This window comes from Candidatus Protofrankia datiscae (assembly GCF_000177615.2).
Classification (GTDB): Bacteria; Actinomycetota; Actinomycetes; order Frankiales; family Frankiaceae; genus Protofrankia; species Protofrankia coriariae.
The window spans coordinates 908995-924870 of sequence record NC_015656.1 but is presented as its reverse complement, the minus strand read 5'-3'; the positions used below and the strand labels follow the sequence as shown (position 1 = coordinate 924870).

12 protein-coding genes are annotated in these 15876 nt (G+C 71.5%); 7 read left to right on the top strand and 5 right to left on the bottom strand.

What is annotated here, in order from left to right:
- Window positions 1–23: 23 nt before the first annotated feature.
- A complete protein-coding gene (locus FSYMDG_RS03840) occupies window positions 24–2096 on the bottom strand; it encodes a thioredoxin domain-containing protein (RefSeq protein WP_013872277.1) in 2073 nt (690 codons plus the stop codon).
- Between the two features lie 75 nt (window positions 2097–2171).
- Between FSYMDG_RS03840 and FSYMDG_RS03835 the strand changes: the two genes are divergently transcribed.
- The gene (locus tag FSYMDG_RS03835; RefSeq protein WP_131788865.1) at window positions 2172–3026 is read left to right on the top strand and encodes a rhomboid-like protein; all 855 of its coding nucleotides are present in this window, start codon (window positions 2172–2174) and stop codon (window positions 3024–3026) included.
- Window positions 3027–3160: 134 nt separating this feature from the next.
- A complete protein-coding gene (locus FSYMDG_RS03830; RefSeq protein ID WP_013872275.1) occupies window positions 3161–6340 on the top strand; it encodes a leucine--tRNA ligase in 3180 nt (1059 codons plus the stop codon).
- An 85-nt stretch (window positions 6341–6425) separates the two neighbouring features.
- Here the strand turns inward: FSYMDG_RS03830 and FSYMDG_RS27350 are convergent, their stop codons facing one another.
- Window positions 6426–8135: a carboxyl transferase domain-containing protein gene (locus FSYMDG_RS27350; protein WP_013872274.1), complete on the bottom strand. Its 1710-nt coding sequence runs from the start codon at window positions 8133–8135 to the stop codon at window positions 6426–6428.
- A gap of 241 nt (window positions 8136–8376) precedes the next feature.
- Here FSYMDG_RS27350 and arfB point away from each other — a divergent pair, with 241 nt between their 5' ends.
- Window positions 8377–8799, top strand: coding sequence for an alternative ribosome rescue aminoacyl-tRNA hydrolase ArfB (arfB, locus tag FSYMDG_RS03820; protein WP_050803323.1), 423 nt, complete (start codon window positions 8377–8379; stop codon window positions 8797–8799).
- 203 nt (window positions 8800–9002) lie between these two features.
- Here arfB and FSYMDG_RS03815 read toward each other — a convergent pair whose 3' ends face one another.
- The 3 genes from FSYMDG_RS03815 to mca form a co-directional block, all read right to left on the bottom strand.
- Window positions 9003–9251 (bottom strand): hypothetical protein, encoded by a 249-nt coding sequence (locus FSYMDG_RS03815; RefSeq protein ID WP_013872272.1) that lies wholly within the window; start codon window positions 9249–9251, stop codon window positions 9003–9005.
- A gap of 131 nt (window positions 9252–9382) precedes the next feature.
- Window positions 9383–9838, bottom strand: a complete 456-nt coding sequence (locus FSYMDG_RS03810) for a tellurite resistance TerB family protein (protein ID WP_013872271.1) — start codon at window positions 9836–9838, stop codon at window positions 9383–9385.
- 195 nt (window positions 9839–10033) lie between these two features.
- Window positions 10034–10930, bottom strand: a complete 897-nt coding sequence (mca, locus tag FSYMDG_RS03805) for a mycothiol conjugate amidase Mca (protein WP_013872270.1) — start codon at window positions 10928–10930, stop codon at window positions 10034–10036.
- 85 nt (window positions 10931–11015) lie between these two features.
- On the opposite strand from mca, the gene FSYMDG_RS03800 reads away from it, so the two are divergent.
- From FSYMDG_RS03800 to FSYMDG_RS03785, 4 genes are all read left to right on the top strand, one after another.
- A complete protein-coding gene (locus FSYMDG_RS03800) occupies window positions 11016–11411 on the top strand; it encodes a DUF4307 domain-containing protein (protein WP_165001610.1) in 396 nt (131 codons plus the stop codon).
- 383 nt (window positions 11412–11794) lie between these two features.
- Entirely contained in the window at window positions 11795–12277 is a 483-nt protein-coding gene (greA, locus tag FSYMDG_RS03795; RefSeq protein WP_013872268.1) for a transcription elongation factor GreA, read from the top strand.
- A 282-nt stretch (window positions 12278–12559) separates the two neighbouring features.
- Window positions 12560–13873, top strand: coding sequence for a magnesium chelatase (locus FSYMDG_RS03790; protein ID WP_237702973.1), 1314 nt, complete (start codon window positions 12560–12562; stop codon window positions 13871–13873).
- Window positions 13870–15864: a vWA domain-containing protein gene (locus FSYMDG_RS03785; protein ID WP_013872266.1), complete on the top strand. Its 1995-nt coding sequence runs from the start codon at window positions 13870–13872 to the stop codon at window positions 15862–15864. The genes FSYMDG_RS03790 and FSYMDG_RS03785 overlap by 4 nt, the downstream gene beginning before the upstream one ends.
- The last annotated feature ends 12 nt before the right edge of the window (window positions 15865–15876 follow it).

The following is a 15876-nucleotide window of genomic DNA, read 5'->3' as shown; positions in this document are numbered from 1 at the left end:
AGCCCGGCTCACCCGCGAGACGCTCAGCTGGTCGCTGGCAGGACGAGCCGGACTCCCAGCTGGTCACGCACCGCCTCCACCGTGCTCACCGGACGTTCGCAGACGAAACCCCGGCACACGTAGACCCCCGCCGTGCCCCGTCCCCGCGCCAGCGGCCCGGAAGTGACCACGACCGCGCCCGGTGAGGTGGTCAGCCGGGCCGTCCGCTCGAGATCCGGACGGCCGACGACGGCGATCTCGGCGGGGCCGGCCAGTAGCGCCGTGCCGACCGCCCCCGCCCATCCGGCAAAGGACGCGTTCGCGGCAAGCAGTGGGGCGAGCACCTCCAGCACGTGCTCGGCGGCCCGGCGATGCTCGTCGGAGGCGGTCAGCGCCGCGTAGGTCAGCAGGGCGCCGGCAACCGCGGCCTGGCCGGACGGCGTCGGCGAGTCCGAAGGGTCCCGCGGCCGGCGCAGCAGCCGCTCGGCGTCGTCGGCGGTGTCGTGGAAACCACCGTCGTCCGCGGCGAAGCGCGCCCGGACGACGGCCAGCAGGTCACCGGCCAGCGCCAGCCACTGTTCGTCCCCGGTGACCTGGTACAGGGCGAGGAGGCCCTCGGCCACGTCGCCGTAGTCCTCCAGCACCCCGGCGTTCGTCCCGACACGGCCGTGCCGGCTGGTGCGCCGCAGCCGGCCGTCCACCAGATGGACGTCGCGCAGCAGCGTCGCGGCGCTGGTGGCGGCGGTCACCCAGGCCGGTTCGGCCAGCAGCGCGCCGGCCTCGGCGAGCGCCGCGATCGCGAGCCCGTTCCAGGCAGCGACGATCTTGTCGTCCCGGGCGGGCTGCGGGCGGGCCGCCCGGGCCCGCGCAAGCCGCTCGCGCACCGACGCGAACCTGCCAGGGTCGTCCGGGTCCGCCGGCAGCCGCAGGACGGAGCTGCCGTGCTCGAACGTGCCTGCGGCGGTCACGCCGAAGACGTCCGCGGCCCAGGCGCCATCCGCCGGACCGAGGACGTCGACGAGCTCGGCCGGCGTCCACACGTAGGTGGCGCCCTCCGCACCGTGCCCGCCGGCGTTGTGCCCGCCGGCGTTGTGCCCGCCGGCGTTGTGCCCGGGTGATTCGTCCCCGCCGGATCCGGGCCCGGCGGGGACGACCGTGTCCGCGTCCAGCGCCGAGGCGAACCCGCCTTCCGTGGTCCCCAGGTCGCGCAGCAGGAAGGCGGCCGTCTCCCGGGCGACCCGCTCGGCCAGCGGTGACCCGGTCGCCCGCCACAGGTGCAGGTACACCCGTAGTAGCTGGGCGTTGTCGTAGAGCATCTTCTCGAAGTGCGGAACCGTCCAGGTGGCGTCCACGCTGTAACGGGCGAACCCGCCCGCGAGCTGGTCGTAGATCCCGCCGCGGGCCATCCGCTCACAGGTGGTGGTGACCATCCGCAGGCTGGCGGCGTCCCCCGTGCGGGCGTGGTGCCGCAGCAGCATCTCCAGCAGCGCGGACGGCGGGAACTTCGGCGCCGACCCGAAACCGCCGTGCTCCGGGTCGAAGGACCGTGCGACCTTCGCCACGGCGGTGTCGAGCAGGTCGCCGGTGAGCCCGGCTGGCGGGCCGGCCGACCCCAGCGCCGCCGCGGCGATCCGGCGCGTGATGTCCGCGCCGGAGGCCGCCACCTCGTCACGCCGCGTCCGCCACGCGTGCGTGACCGCGGCAAGAAGCTGCCGGAACGAGCTCATCCCCGGCCGCGGCGCCGGCGGGAAGTAGGTACCGGCGAAGAACGGCTCCCCGGCCGGGGTGAGGAACACCGTCATCGGCCAGCCGCCATGGCCGGTGAGGGCGACCGTGACGTCCATGTAGACGGCGTCGACGTCGGGCCGCTCCTCCCGGTCGACCTTGACGTTGACGAAGTACTCGTTCATGATCGCCGCGGTGTCCGGATCCTCGAACGACTCGTGCGCCATCACGTGACACCAGTGGCAGGACGCGTAGCCCACGGACAGCAGGACAGGTACGTCCCTGGCCGTGGCCTCGGCGAAGGCCGACGGCCCCCAGGGCCACCAGTCGACCGGGTTGTCGGCGTGCTGGAGGAGGTACGGCGAGGTCTGCTCGGCTAGACGGTTCGGCATGTACCCAGCATCCCGCCGCCGGGAAGCTCAGCGGGCCGTGGGCGCTTGGAACCTTTTATGGTGCCAGTCGACCGGATGGTGACCTGCAGGGCAACCTCCGCGCCGCCCTACTTACATTCCGCGTCTTCTCACCCACAAACCGCGTCCTACTTACAGATCGCACTGTCCCGGGCGCGGTTACGGCCCGGTCCAGGCCCAGGCCCCGGCCCGCTGCCGCGGACCTGGCCGCGGGTACGGCGGACGGCGTCCGCAAGCCGGGACGACCCGCTGGCCCGGGCCTGGCGGGCCGCGCCCCTGGCCATGGCCTACCTCTGCGTCCTGAGCGTCACCTCGGCCATGCTCGCGGTCGTCCACCGGCTCGACCAGGACGCCTACCAGCGCCTGCTGCGCAGCCGGTCCACCAACCTCGCGGGGCTGCGCAGCCGCCCACTGTACGTGCTGGTGGCCAGCGCGTTCTGGCTCGAAAGAGGCACGTTCCCGCAGACGGCCGCCGCGGTGGCGGCGCTGCTCGCGCCGCTGGAACGGGTGGCCGGCCCCCGACCGGCACTCGGCGTGTTCGCCTCCGGGCATGTCGGAGCGAGCCTGCTCGTCGCCGGCGGGCTGCTGCTGGGCCAGCGTGCCGGGCTTGTCGGCGGGCATGTCACCGACGCCGTCGACGTCGGCGCCAGCTATGGCCTGATCGCCTGCGCCGCGGTGCTCGCCGCCACGGCGCGGGCGCACCGGCGGTGGCCGCTGGTCGGCGGCCTGCTGGCGCCGCTCGTCCTCGCCGCGGTCCACACCCCCGACTTCACCGCCGCCGGCCACCTGATCGCGGCCGGCATCGGCCTGGCCTGCGTCCGGTACCTTCGGCTCTCGTACCCGCTGTCGGGCGCCATACCTTCCGGGCCTTCCGGCCCGGCCTGCCAGCCCCGGTTCACAGGCTCCGGATAGGCTCGAACCAACGATCGACACCATCCGCGTGTGCCTGCCATGAGCCAGCACAGCTGGTTCCGCTGTCGTGATCCGCGGATTCCCGCAGGGTCCGCGGGACGGATCGGGTCGGGTTGACCTGAGGATGATGAGAGATGACCAGCAGTACCGAGCACAGCCGTGTCGAGCACAGCGGCACCAACGGCAACGCCGTGCGGGACACCGGCGCGCGGGACACCAGGGACGCTGCCGCCGGCCACACCGTCACCGGGCGTGACGATGACACCCGGCCGGTGGACGCTCAGCCGGCCACGGGCGGCGCGACCGGAGCCGTGGACCTGCCGTTCCGTTACGACGCCCGGCTCGCCGGCGAGATCGAGCGCCGCTGGCAGCAGGCGTGGTCGCGGCGGGGGACGTTCCACTCCCCCAACCCGCGGGGCCCGCTGTCGGACGGTTTCGACGAGGTCGCCGGACGGCCGCCGTTCTTCGTCATGGACATGTTCCCCTACCCGTCCGGCAGCGGCCTGCACGTGGGGCATCCGCTCGGGTACATCGGCACCGACGTGTTCGCCCGCTACCTGCGGATGACCGGCTACAACGTCCTGCACCCGTTCGGTTACGACGCCTTCGGCCTGCCGGCCGAGCAGTACGCCATCAACACCGGGCAGCACCCGCGGGTCACCACCGAAGCCAACATCGACAACATGCGGCGCCAGCTCGGCCGGCTGGGGCTGGGCCACGACACCCGCCGGGAGATCGCCACCACGGACGTGGCGTACTACCGGTGGACACAGTGGATCTTTCTCAAGATCTTCAACAGCTGGTACGACGACCAGGCCGACCGCGCCCGCCCGATCGACGAGCTGATCGCCGAGTTCACCGCCGGCACCCGGGCGCCCCGCGGCGACGCCAACCCACGCAACAGGCCCTGGTCACAGCTCAGCTCGACCGAGCGCCGACAGGTCGTGGACAGCTACCGGCTGGCCTTCATCTCCGAGCAGCTGGTCAACTGGTGCCCCGGACTCGGCACGGTGCTCGCGAACGAGGAGGTCACCGCCGACGGGCGCAGCGACATCGGCAACTACCCGGTCTTCCGCCGCCCGCTGCGCCAGTGGGTGCTGCGGATCACCGCCTACGCCGAACGTCTGATCGCCGACCTGGACCTGGTCGACTGGCCGGACTCCATCAAGCAGATGCAGCGGAACTGGATCGGGCCCAGCGACGGCGCCATGGTCGAGTTCCCCGCGGTCGAGTCCGACGCACGTGTCGAGGTGTTCACCACCCGCCCCGACACCCTGGCCGGCGCCACCTTCATGGTGCTCGCCCCGGAACACCCCCTCGTCGACACGCTGACCGCGCGGGCCTGGCCGCCGGACACCCCTGTCGAATGGACGTTCGCCAGCCCGCCCCCCACCCCGGGCGCCGAGCCGCAGGATGCTCCTGGCCCCGGCCCGGGGGACGACAGCAGCGCCCCAGGAGCCGACGGCGGCGCCCCGGCGACGGACCAGGCGGTCTGGACGCCCCAGGCGGCCGTGGCCGCCTATCGGGAGTACGCCCGCCTGGGCGACCGTCAGCGCGGCACCGACGAGGTCCCGCGCACCGGCGTGTTCACCGGCGCGTACGTCACCAACCCGGTCACCGGCGGCACCATCCCGGTCTTCCTCGCCGACTACGTCCTGATGGGGTACGGGACGGGCGCGATCATGGCTGTTCCCGCGCACGACCAGCGCGACTTCTCCTTCGCCCGGCAGTTCGGCCTGCCCGTCCCGGCCGTGCTCGCGCCGAGCGAGGACTGGCGCGCCGAGCACCAGGTGCCCGCGGGCGCGACCCCGGACACCTGGCCAGTCGCCTTCGCCGGAGAGGGAGAGTACCTGCCGACGTCGGGCGCGGCGCCGTCCCTGGCCGGGTTGTCGAAACCGGACGCGATCAAGACGACGGTCCGCTGGCTGGAGGACGTCGGCGCGGGCCGCGCCGCCCGCTCCTACCGGCTGCGGGACTGGCTGTTCTCCCGGCAGCGCTACTGGGGTGAGCCGTTCCCGATCGTGTTCGACTCCGACGGCCTGCCGGTCGCGCTCCCGGACGACATGCTGCCGGTCACCCTGCCGGAGATGACCGACTTCCGGCCAACGGCCGTGACCGACGACGACGTCAGCGACCCGGTCCCCCCGCTGGCACGGGTCACCGACTGGGCCACCGTCACCCTCGACCTGGGCGACGGGCCGAAGACGTACCGGCGCGAGACCAACACCATGCCGCAGTGGGCCGGCTCCTGCTGGTACTACCTGCGTTACCTCGACCCAACGAACAATGAACGTTTCGTCGACGCCGAGGTCGAGCGCTACTGGATGCACACCCCCGGCGGCCCGCCCGGCGACGGCGGCGTGGGCCTCTACGTCGGCGGTGTCGAGCACGCCGTCCTGCACCTGCTGTACGCGCGGTTCTGGCACAAGGTCCTCTACGACCTGGGGCTGGTCTCGACGAAGGAGCCGTTCAAGCGGCTGTTCAACCAGGGCTACATCCAGGCGGACGCGTTCACCGACGCCCGCGGCATGTACGTGCCCGCCGCCGAGGTCGTCCGCACCGGCGACGGCGGGTTCACCCACGACGGCGAACCGGTGAACCGGCGCTCCGGGAAGATGGGCAAGAGCCTGAAGAACAGCGTCAGCCCGGACGAGATGTACGACAACTTCGGCGCGGACACCCTGCGGGTCTACGAGATGGCCATGGGCCCGCTGGACGCGGACCGACCCTGGCACACCGACGACATCGTCGGCTCCCACCGCTTCCTGCAACGGCTGTGGCGCAACATCGTCGACGAGGCGACAGGCGCGGCGGCCGTCTCCGACGCCGAACCGGACGCCGAGGCCACCCGGGTGCTGCACCGCACGATCCTCGCCGTCCGCGCGGACTACGCGGGCCTGCGCTTCAACACCGCGGTGGCCCGCCTGATCGAGCTGACCAACTTCGTCAGCAAGCGCTACGGCGGCTCGGGCGGGCTGCCCCGCGAACTCGCCGAGGCGCTGGTCCTCATGGTCGCGCCGCTGGCCCCGCACATCGCCGAGGAGCTGTGGTCCCGGCTGGGCCACGACGGCTCGCTCGCCCTGCGTCCCTTCCCACAGGGGGACGCCTCGCTGGCGGCCGAGTCCACGGTGACGCTGCCGGTGCAGGTCAACGGCAAGGTGCGGTTCACCGTCGACGTCCCCGCGGACGCCGACGAACAGACCGTCCGCGATCTGGTGACCGGCCACGAGGAGTACGCGCGGCACACCACGGACCGGACGGTGAAGCGGCTGATCGTGGTCCCCGGCCGGATCGTCAACATCGCCCTCGGCTGACCCCCACCTCAGTCTTTCTGCGAGGGCCTTCCTGCGAGGGCCTTCCCCGGGCCGCCCACGGGGGGAGCGGGGCGGCCCGGGGAGGCTACGGTGTCAACTGGTTGTGGCGGTCGCGGCGGGCCGCCAGTCTCGCCGCCGGGTCCAGCCCCACGACGGCGCGCAGGCATCCGGCGGCGGTCTCGGCGAGACCGGCCACCCACCCACGGGTGTCCGCCGCCGTCCTCGGGCCGCCGTTCACACCGCCGTCCGGGACGGGGAGGACCAGGTCAACCGCGCCCAGCCGCTGGAGATCATGGGCAGTGATCCGTAGCCCGCGGGCCATACCGGCGGCGTGACCGACGTCCCGATACATGATCACCGAGGCGCCCTCGGGCGGCAGCGGAGCAAGCCAGGCGTCCTCGGCGGCGATGACCGTGTCCGCCGGCAGCAGGGCGAGCGCCGCGCCGCCCGTGCCCTGCCCGAGCAGCACGCTCACTGTTGGTACCGGTGTCGTCAACAGCGTCGCCAGGCAACGCGCGATCGCCGGGGCGATCCCGTGGCGTTCGGCGGCCTCCGACAGCTCGGCGCCCGGGGTGTCTATGACGGTGAGGACCGGTAGCCGCAGGTCCGCGGCCCGGCGCACCGCGTCCCGGGCCGCATCGAGATCGGCCACGCCGATGCGCCGATGCCGCTGGACCGACCTGTCCTGCCCGATGACGACGCAGGGTGTCCCCCGCAGCAGGGCGAGTGCGGTGACGATCGGCGTGCCGGACGTGTCCATCCCCTGGCTGACGCCTCGGCCCAGGTCGGACGCGCCGAGCAGTGTGACGTCGCTGGCCACCGCCAGGAACTCGCGCAGGCCGGGACGGTCGGGCGCTCGGGTGGCCAGCACCGACATCCACGGATCCCGTCCGCTCCCGGTCGGCTGGGAACCGGACAGCGTGATCCTGAACGGCTCGGAGCCAGCCGGCACGGCTCCGGACAGGTTGGACCCGGACAGTTCGACGTCGGCCAGGCCGGCCCCGGAGAAGTTGGCCCCGATGGCCGCCCCGGAGATCTCCGGGGCGGCCATCGGCTCCGCCGCGCCGCCGTGCTCCGGGGGAGGGACAGGGCTGCCGCCCGCGACGACGTTGAGCACCCGCTGGACGCTTTCCCGCAGTTCCTCGGGTGCGACGAGGGCGTCCACCAGGCCGGCCAGGCGCAGCGTCTCGGGGTTCTGCGCGTCCGGTCCGAGCGGCGTGCCGGTGAGCGCCTCGACGACCCGGGGCCCGAGGAAGCCGACCAGCGCCCCCGGCTCGGCGAACGTGACATGCCCGAGGGATGCCCAGGACGCGAGCACGCCCCCGGTCGTCGGATGGCGCAGGTAGACAAGGTAGGGCAGGCCCGCCGCCCGGTGCTCGGCGATGGCGCTGCTGATCGTCAGCATCTGGAGGAAGGCGGGGGTGCCCTCGTGGATGCGGGTACCGCCGCTGGCGGGCAGGGCCAGCAGGGCCTGCCGCTGCGCGGTGGCCCGCCTGATCGCGGCCGTGGCCCGGCGTGCCGCGGCCATCCCGACGCTGCCGCCGAGAAAGCCGTATTCGCTGGCCACGACCGCGACCCGGTGGCCGCCCACATGGCCCTCGCCGGTGCGGATCGCTTCATCCGCGCCGCTGCGTTCGGTGGCCCGCGCCAGGTCCTGGCCGTAGGCGGCGCTCAGCACGGGCTGTTCGGGGACGCGGTCCCAGCACCGCCACGTACCGGCGTCGAGGAGCCCGCCAAGAAGATCGTCAAGATGCGGACGCTTCACAGTGGACGCGGGTCCTCCTCTGGTAGTCATGCCGGAACCCTCCCGCCGTGGCCGTTTTCGAGCGTAACGCGGGACACTATGGTGCGCGATCGTTGATAAATCAGCAGCTCATGGCCGGTCATACCCACGTCGGCCGCGGCAGTTGCGACCCGCGCCGACCCCGATACAAAGATCGCACGGATGAGCCGGCGGCCAGGTCTGCCATCCGGACCGTGGCTATGATCACGATCCTTCCGGAATCCCGCTCACCGGGATCGGTCACCATGGGAGAATGACCTATCCATCCATGCAGGTACGCTCCGGATTCGTCCTGCGTGAGTCCGACCTGACCTGGCGGTTCTCCCGGTCGGGCGGGCCAGGTGGGCAGAGCGTGAACACCTCCGACAGCAGGGTCGAGCTGTCCTTCGACGCCCGCCGCTCGCCGTCGCTGCCCGAGCCGCTACGTGAGCGGACGCTTGAGCGGCTGGCAGGCCGACTGGTTGACGGCGTTCTCACCGTCACGGCCAGCGAACACCGGTCGCAGCTACGTAACCGGGAGGCCGCCCTGAGCAAGTTGATCACGACCCTGCGTAGGGCGAGCGGCCCCCCGCAGCCCGTGCGGCGCCCCACCAGCCCGTCGGCGCGCGCCGTCCAACGGCGCATAGCCGACAAGAAGCACCGAGCCGAGCTCAAGCGTCAACGCAGGCTGGACTGAGATCGTCGGTAGAAAACGCTCTTCCGTCGCCATACCAACGGTTTTCACCTACGACGCGACGGTATTCCGCGACAGATACCCGATTCGTAGCCGGCTCGGCTCCCTGCCCGGTCTCCGGCGTCACGACCCGCGTCACAATGCGGTACAGAGCGCGATCATTCCACCGTCGAGAGCGTTTCAGGAGGCCACTGGGCGGGGGATGCCTACTGGTCGCTCCGTGGGGAGTGCTGGGGCGGGATACCGCTGCCGGGGTCCTGGCTGTCGACCGGCTTGTCACGGTCGGTGGTGGGGGCGCCGAACCGTCCGCTGGCGACGTTCCCGCGCATCCGGGCCAGGCTGCGCGGCATCATCACGAAAAGAGCGACAGCGGCGAGGCCCAGCAGCAGGACGACCAGGAACCCACTGGTACCGGCGCTGACCTCAAGCGCGAGGAACTGTCCAGCTGGAGGCACGCTCCACACCCTACGCCGAGCGCCCGCCGGACGGGCCCGGCAGGGCGGCGACAAACGCCGCCAGGCCCGGACTAGGGGAGACAGCACCGGCCGGGCCTGGCGGGGTCAGACACTGACCGCGAAAGCCGCGGTCATAGATCGAACTCGTTGGGGTCCAGCCCCACCGCGTAACAGGCGTCGCGGACGACCTGCTGCTCGGACTTGTCGAAGTGGCCGTCCGCGCCCCCGATGACGATCCCGATCTGGATCACTGCACGGGCCTCGGCCGGCTTCTTCTTCGTCTTGCCGATGTCCTGAATGACGCCGACCTTGGCGAAGTCGAAGTCCGTCTGCAGCTTGTTGCAGTAGTCGTTGAACTTCTGCTGGAGCTGCTCGGCGGGAAAGTTCTGGAGCACCTCGTTGGAGGCGATGAGCGAGGCGACCTTGCGGCGCTCCTCCGGGTCGATGCTCCCGTCGGCGGCGGCCACCAGGGCGCAGATGGCCATGCTGGCATCCCTGAAGGCAGCGCTCTTCAGGTCGTTCTTCTTGGCGTTGAGCTGTTGCTGTATCGACGCGGTGCTGGTGCGCAGACGATCCCAGATCGCCATGATGTGATCCCCTCATCAGTCCCAAGACGTGCAAGGCGTGCGTGGATTCGGATGCCCACGGTCAACACCTCCCGCCAGCAGCAACGACCGGTGGCGGCCGGCCGTGCCCTGGCTACGGATGATTTCACCGGTCACCAGCGGATGTGTCGCAGGCGGCCGGGCCGGTGACAGCGGCCGGCCGCCTGACTGTCCGGCTCAGCGGATGCCGTTGAACAGGTCGTTCTCGGGCAGCACGCCCACCTCGATCAGCGAACGGGCGAGCTGGTAGTCCTCGGTGGGCCAGGCCGCGCGCTGGATCTCCAGCGGGACGCGGAACCAGGGCCCGTTCGGGTCGACCTGGGTGGCGTGCGCCAGCAGCGCGCGGTCGCGGATCTCGAAGAAGTCACCGCAGGGGACCCTGGTGGTGATCCGCCCGGAGTCGGCGGAGCGGTCGACCCACTTCTCCAGCGCGTCGCTGTACGGGGACTCCCGCCCGCTCGCCCGCATCGCGTCGTGCAGGGCGAGCACCCGCTCCTTGTGGTGGGTCTGGTGGTAGTAGAGCTTGAGGGGCTGCCATGGTGCCACGCCGACGTCCTGGCCCACCTCCTGGTATCGCGCGCGGTCGCCCGCCGCCTCGAACGCCTCAATTGTGATCTTGTGGTTCATTATGTGGTCGGGGTGTGGATAACCACCGTTCTCATCATAAGTGACCACGACCTGTGGCTGGAACTCCCGCATCAGCCTGACCAGCGGCCTGGCCGCGTCGGCAATGGGCGTACGGGCGAAACAGCCCTCCGGCAGGGGTGGGAGCGGGTCGCCCTCGGGCAGCCCGGAATCGAGAAAACCCAGCCAGACCTGTCGGACGCCGAGGATCCGCCGGGCCTGTTCCATCTCGGCCCGGCGTAGCTCGACGAGACGTTCGTGGACGTCCGGACGGTCCAGAGCGGGGTTGAGAACGGTCCCGGCTTCACCACCGGTGCAGGTCACCACGAGGACATCGACGCCCTCGCGGACATAGCGGGCCATGGTGGCGGCACCCTTGCTGGACTCGTCGTCGGGGTGGGCGTGTACAGCCATGAGTCGCAGGCCACCCTCGTTGATCGCCTTGGACATGCGACCATTGTTCCCGATGCCCTCCGCAACCGGTTCCGCTGCGCCACCACCCGGTTCCCCCACGGGAAAGTCGGGCGTGTTCGCCATGGTGCGACGCCTGCTGGACATTCCATGGCTTGGCGGTATCCGGGTCGCCCCCTGGTTCCTGCTGATGGGGCTCGTCATCATCGCGGCCGCCGCGATCGGCGCCGCATGGATCCAGAGCCATCCGGAACGGCTGAACTACGGGACCCGCGCCTATCGGATCACCCCGGCGCAGGCCGAGCTGACATTCGATGTGGAAAAGTCACCCAACGCCGTGGCAGAATGCACTGTCCGCGCACGCGCTCGGGACAACGAGGCCGTCGGCCGGCGTACCGACATCGTCGTCGGTCCGGCCCTGGACGGCCGACGGGTCACGACCACAACGGTCGTGCTCACCACGTCCCGGGAAGCGAACGTGGTCGAGGTCGAGGACTGTCAGATCGCCCGCGCGGGCTGACAGTCGCTCGGGCTACTGGCGCGCGGCCAGCGGCGTGGCCGATTCCCGGCTCACCTCGCTCACCTCGCACGGCAAGCAGCGACGCTTGCTCATCGCCGTACCTGTCCGATCCCAACTGTTAGGCTGGGCGTTTGCCCCTGTCCCATCGCTTCGTAATCCGCCTTCGACCAACCGTGTATCCCGCAATTTCCCAGCACCCGACCGGGTGTCCCTGTCCAGGGCCCGTACGGGCCCGACGAGGCCGAATCGCGATACGACCGACCTGCGCGCCGCGGGCCGGTCGTATGTGTCGTATGGCCGTCGACGTACGAGCGTCCGGAGGATGAACGATCATGGTTCTTCCCGTGCCTCCGGGCCTCTTGAGGAATCTAGGAGCGTGACGCGTGTCGCAGCAGACGTGGCTGACCCAGGAGGCGTATGACCGGCTCCGCGAGGAGCTCGACCACCTCACCGGGACCGGTCGTGTCGAGATCGCCAACAAGATCGAAGCTGCCCGCGAGGAGGGCGACCTCAAGGAGAACGGCGGCTACCACGCGGCCAAGGAGGAACAGGGCAAGCTGGAGTCACGTATCCGGCAGCTCACCGACCTGCTGCGCGACGCCAGGGTCGGGCAGGCTCCGCAGTTCGACGGCGCGGCCGGCCCGGGCACCGTGGTCGAGGTGCGCTTTCCGGGGGACGACGAGACGGAGCGGTTCCTGATCGGTTCCCGGGAGGACCACAGCACCTCGCTGGAGGTGTACTCGGCCCAGTCACCGCTGGGTGGGGCCGTCAGCGGCCACCGGGCGGGTGACACCGTCACCTACACCCTGCCCAACGGGCGCTCGGCCACCGTCAGGATCGTCACGGTGGAGCCGTACTCCAACTGACCGGCCCCGGTCGGCCGACGGGAACCGGCCGGTTGACATCCCACGTCCGGTGTGCCTCCTGGTGGACACCCGGTATGCCGGACGTGGATACAATGCGACTTCCCTGCGCGACGGAGCGAGGGGACGTACCGTCGACTGGTGCTCGATCTGTCAGGGTCCCCGGCACAGTCCCCCGGACCGACATCACCGTCCCCAGGACCAACGACGCTGGGCCTCCTGCGCGGCTCAGGACACCGGTACCGATCCGTACGCGCGGAACTGCGCGAGAACACCCTTGCCCGAATGGCCAGCGGTGAGATCCGGTTCCCCGGCATCGTCGGTTTCGACGACACCGTGCTCCCCCAGGTGGAACGGGCCCTGCTGGCCGGGCACGACATCGTCTTCCTCGGCGAGCGGGGGCAGGGCAAGACTCGCCTGATCCGCACCCTGGTCGGCCTGCTGGACGAGTGGACGCCGGTGATCGTCGGCTGCGAGATCAACGACCATCCCTACGCACCGGTGTGCACCCGGTGCCGGCTGCTGTTCACCGAGCTCGGCGACGACACGCCGGTCGCCTGGAAGCACCGGTCGGAACGGTTCGGCGAGAAGCTCGCCACGCCGGACACGAGCGTCGGCGACCTGATCGGCGACGTCGACCCGGTGAAGGTCGCCCAGGGCCGCACCCTCGGCGACCCGGAGACCGTCCACTACGGCCTGATCCCTCGCACCAACCGGGGCATCTTCAGCGTCAACGAGCTGCCCGACCTCGCCGAGCGCATCCAGGTCTCCCTGCTCAACGTGCTCGAGGAGCGTGACATCCAGGTCCGCGGCTACATCCTGCGGCTGCCGCTGGACCTGTTTCTGATCGCGTCGGCGAACCCCGAGGACTACACCAACCGCGGCCGGATCATCACGCCGCTCAAGGACCGTTTCGGCGCCGAGGTCCGCACCCACTACCCGCTGCGGCTCGACGACGAGCTGGCGTTGATCCGGCAGGAGGCGGTGCTGGACTGGAAGGGCTCCCCGCTGGGCGCCCCCGCCGTCCCCGAGCACCTGCTGGAGGTGGTGGCCCGCTTCACCCGGCTGGTCCGCGACGCGCCCCAGGTCGACCGGCGCTCCGGTGTGTCGGCCCGGCTGTCGGTGGCCGCGGCGGAAACCGTGGCCGCCTCGGCCGTCCGTCGCGCGGCCCTGACCGGCGAGGACGTCCCCACCGCCCGGGTCGTCGACCTCGCCGCGATCGTACCGGCGGTACGCGGGAAGATCGAGTTCGACCAGCTCGAGGAGGGACGGGAGGATGAGATCCTCGCGCACCTGCTGCGCCGGGCCGTCGCCGAGACCTTCCGCGCCCGGCTCGCCGGCACCGACCTGACCGGCCTGCAACGGCGGTTCGAGACGGAGGGGCCGGTCGAGACCGGTGACCTCGTTCCCGCCGCGGAGCTGCTGCGGCGGGTCGGCCCGGTCTCGGGGCTCGCCGCGATCCTGGCGAAGCTGGACGTCGACGGCGCCGAGGCGCCAGGGCTCGCCGCGGCCGGGCTGGAACTGGCCATGGAGGGCCTGCACCTCAACCGGCGGCTGGCCAAGGAGGAGCTGCCGGGCCGCACGGTGTACGGCACATGAGCGCCCCGACCGGGTCGGGCGGCTTCCGCTACGGCCCGTGGGACGGCGGCCCCGACCCGCTCGCCTCCCCGTTCGACGCCGCCGGCGCGCTCGACGAGATGTCCACGCACATCCTGGACGGCCGGACCCCGCGCGAGGCGCTGGACGCGCTGCTGCGGCGCGGGACCAACCAGCGCCGCGGGCTTGAGGACCTGCGCCGGCAGGTGGAACGCCGCCGGCGCGAGGCCCGGGCGCGCGGCCGCCTCGACGGCACCCTGGAACAGGTCCGCGAGCTCCTCGACACCGCCGTCGGCCAGGAGCGCGCGGCGCTGTTCCCCGACCCGTCCGACGACGCCCGGCTGCGCGAGGCCGAGCTCGACGCGCTGCCGGCCGACCCGGCCCGGGCCGTGAACGCGCTGGCCGGCTACGAGTGGCGTTCGCCCCAGGCCCGCGAGACCTTCGAGAAGATCTCCGACCTGCTCCGCCGGGAGGTGCTCGACAGCCAGTTCCGCGGCATGAAACAGGCGTTGGAGAACGCCACGCCGCAGGACATCGCCCGGGTCACCGAAATGCTCGCCGCGCTCAACGACATGCTGGAAGCCGATGCCCGCGGTGAGCACACCGACGCCGCTTTCGAGCGGTTCATGCGCTCGTTCGGCGACTTCTTCCCGGAGAACCCGCAGACGCTGGACGAGCTGGTGGACTCGTTGGCGCGCCGCGCCGCCGCCGCCGCCCAACTGCTGGCGGGGCTGTCCCCCCAGCAACGCCAGGAGCTGGCCGATCTCATGGCGTCGGCGCTGGCGGATCTGGGCATGGCGGCTGAACTCTCCCGGCTGCAACAGGCGCTGCGCGCCGCCCGGCCGGACCTCGGCTGGGGCCGGCGGGGCCGTTTCCGCGACACGATGACCGGTGACACGCCGCTCGGGCTAGGTGACGCGACTTCCGTCCTGGAGGAGCTGGCCGAGCTCGACGAGCTCGCCGCCGCGCTGTCCCAGGACTATCCCGGGGCGTCCCTCGAGGACGTCGACCCGGACGCGGTCGCCCGGGCGCTGGGCCGGGACGCCGTTGACGACCTGCGTACCCTCCAGCAGATCGAGAAGGAGCTGGAGCGCCAGGGCTTCCTGACCCGCAACGCCGGCAAGCTGGAGCTGACCCCGCGGGCGGTCCGCCGCATCGGCCAGAGCGCGCTGTCGCGCATCTTCCAGCGGATGGACGCCCGCGGCCGCGGCGATCACGACTCCCGGGACGCCGGTGCCGCCGGAGAACCCACCGGGACGTCCCGACCGTGGCACTTCGGTGACACACAGCCGATCGATGTGGTACGCACCGTGCGCAACGCGGTGCTGCGGGCCGGCCCCGGCAGCCCGGACGGGATGGTCGAGTTGGACGTCCGCGACTTCGAGGTGACCGAGACCGAACGCCGCTCCTCCGCGGTCGTCTGCCTGTTGGTGGACCTGTCCTACTCGATGGCGCTGCGGGGCACCTGGGGGGTGGCGAAGTCGACGGCGCTGGCGCTGCACACCCTGATCGACACGAAGTTCCCGCAGGACACGATCCATCTGGTCGGGTTCTCCGACTACGCCCGGCTGCTGCGGCCGGTGGAGCTCGCGGGCCTGGACTCCGAGGTCGTCCAGGGCACGAACCTCCAGCACGCCCTGATGCTCGCGGGCCGGCTGCTGTCGCGGCACCCGGATTCCGAACCGGTCGTGCTGGTGATCACCGACGGTGAGCCGACCGCGCACCTGATGCGCAACGGCACGCCGTCCTTCTCCTGGCCGCCGGTCCCGGAGACCCTGGAGCTGACCCTGGCCGAGGTGGACCGGCTCACCCGCCGCGGGGCGACGATCAACGTCTTCATGCTCGACGACGAGCCACGGCTGGTCCAGTTCGTCGACGAGGTCGTCCGCCGCAACGGCGGCCGGATGCTCTCCCCGGATCCCGGGACGCTCGGCCGCTACGTCGTGCGCGACTACCTGCGGTCCCGCGGCGGACGACGCCGAGCCGCCAGTTAGCACGTACCCACA

What these genes read in the sequence shown, in the direction of transcription:
- mca (WP_013872270.1), bottom strand. Translation starts at nt 10,930, where the DNA reads ATGTCCAAGGCGATCAACGAGGGTGGCCTGCGACTCATGGCTGTACAC.
- FSYMDG_RS27350 (WP_013872274.1), bottom strand. Translation starts at nt 8,135, where the DNA reads ATGACTACCAGAGGAGGACCCGCGTCCACTGTGAAGCGTCCGCATCTT.
- FSYMDG_RS03785 (WP_013872266.1), top strand. Translation starts at nt 13,870, where the DNA reads ATGAGCGCCCCGACCGGGTCGGGCGGCTTCCGCTACGGCCCGTGGGAC.
- FSYMDG_RS03800 (WP_165001610.1), top strand. Translation starts at nt 11,016, where the DNA reads ATGGTGCGACGCCTGCTGGACATTCCATGGCTTGGCGGTATCCGGGTC.
- FSYMDG_RS03790 (WP_237702973.1), top strand. Translation starts at nt 12,560, where the DNA reads ATGGCCAGCGGTGAGATCCGGTTCCCCGGCATCGTCGGTTTCGACGAC.
- FSYMDG_RS03830 (WP_013872275.1), top strand. Translation starts at nt 3,161, where the DNA reads ATGACCAGCAGTACCGAGCACAGCCGTGTCGAGCACAGCGGCACCAAC.
- arfB (WP_050803323.1), top strand. Translation starts at nt 8,377, where the DNA reads ATGACCTATCCATCCATGCAGGTACGCTCCGGATTCGTCCTGCGTGAG.
- FSYMDG_RS03810 (WP_013872271.1), bottom strand. Translation starts at nt 9,838, where the DNA reads ATGGCGATCTGGGATCGTCTGCGCACCAGCACCGCGTCGATACAGCAA.
- FSYMDG_RS03840 (WP_013872277.1), bottom strand. Translation starts at nt 2,096, where the DNA reads ATGCCGAACCGTCTAGCCGAGCAGACCTCGCCGTACCTCCTCCAGCAC.
- FSYMDG_RS03835 (WP_131788865.1), top strand. Translation starts at nt 2,172, where the DNA reads ATGGTGACCTGCAGGGCAACCTCCGCGCCGCCCTACTTACATTCCGCG.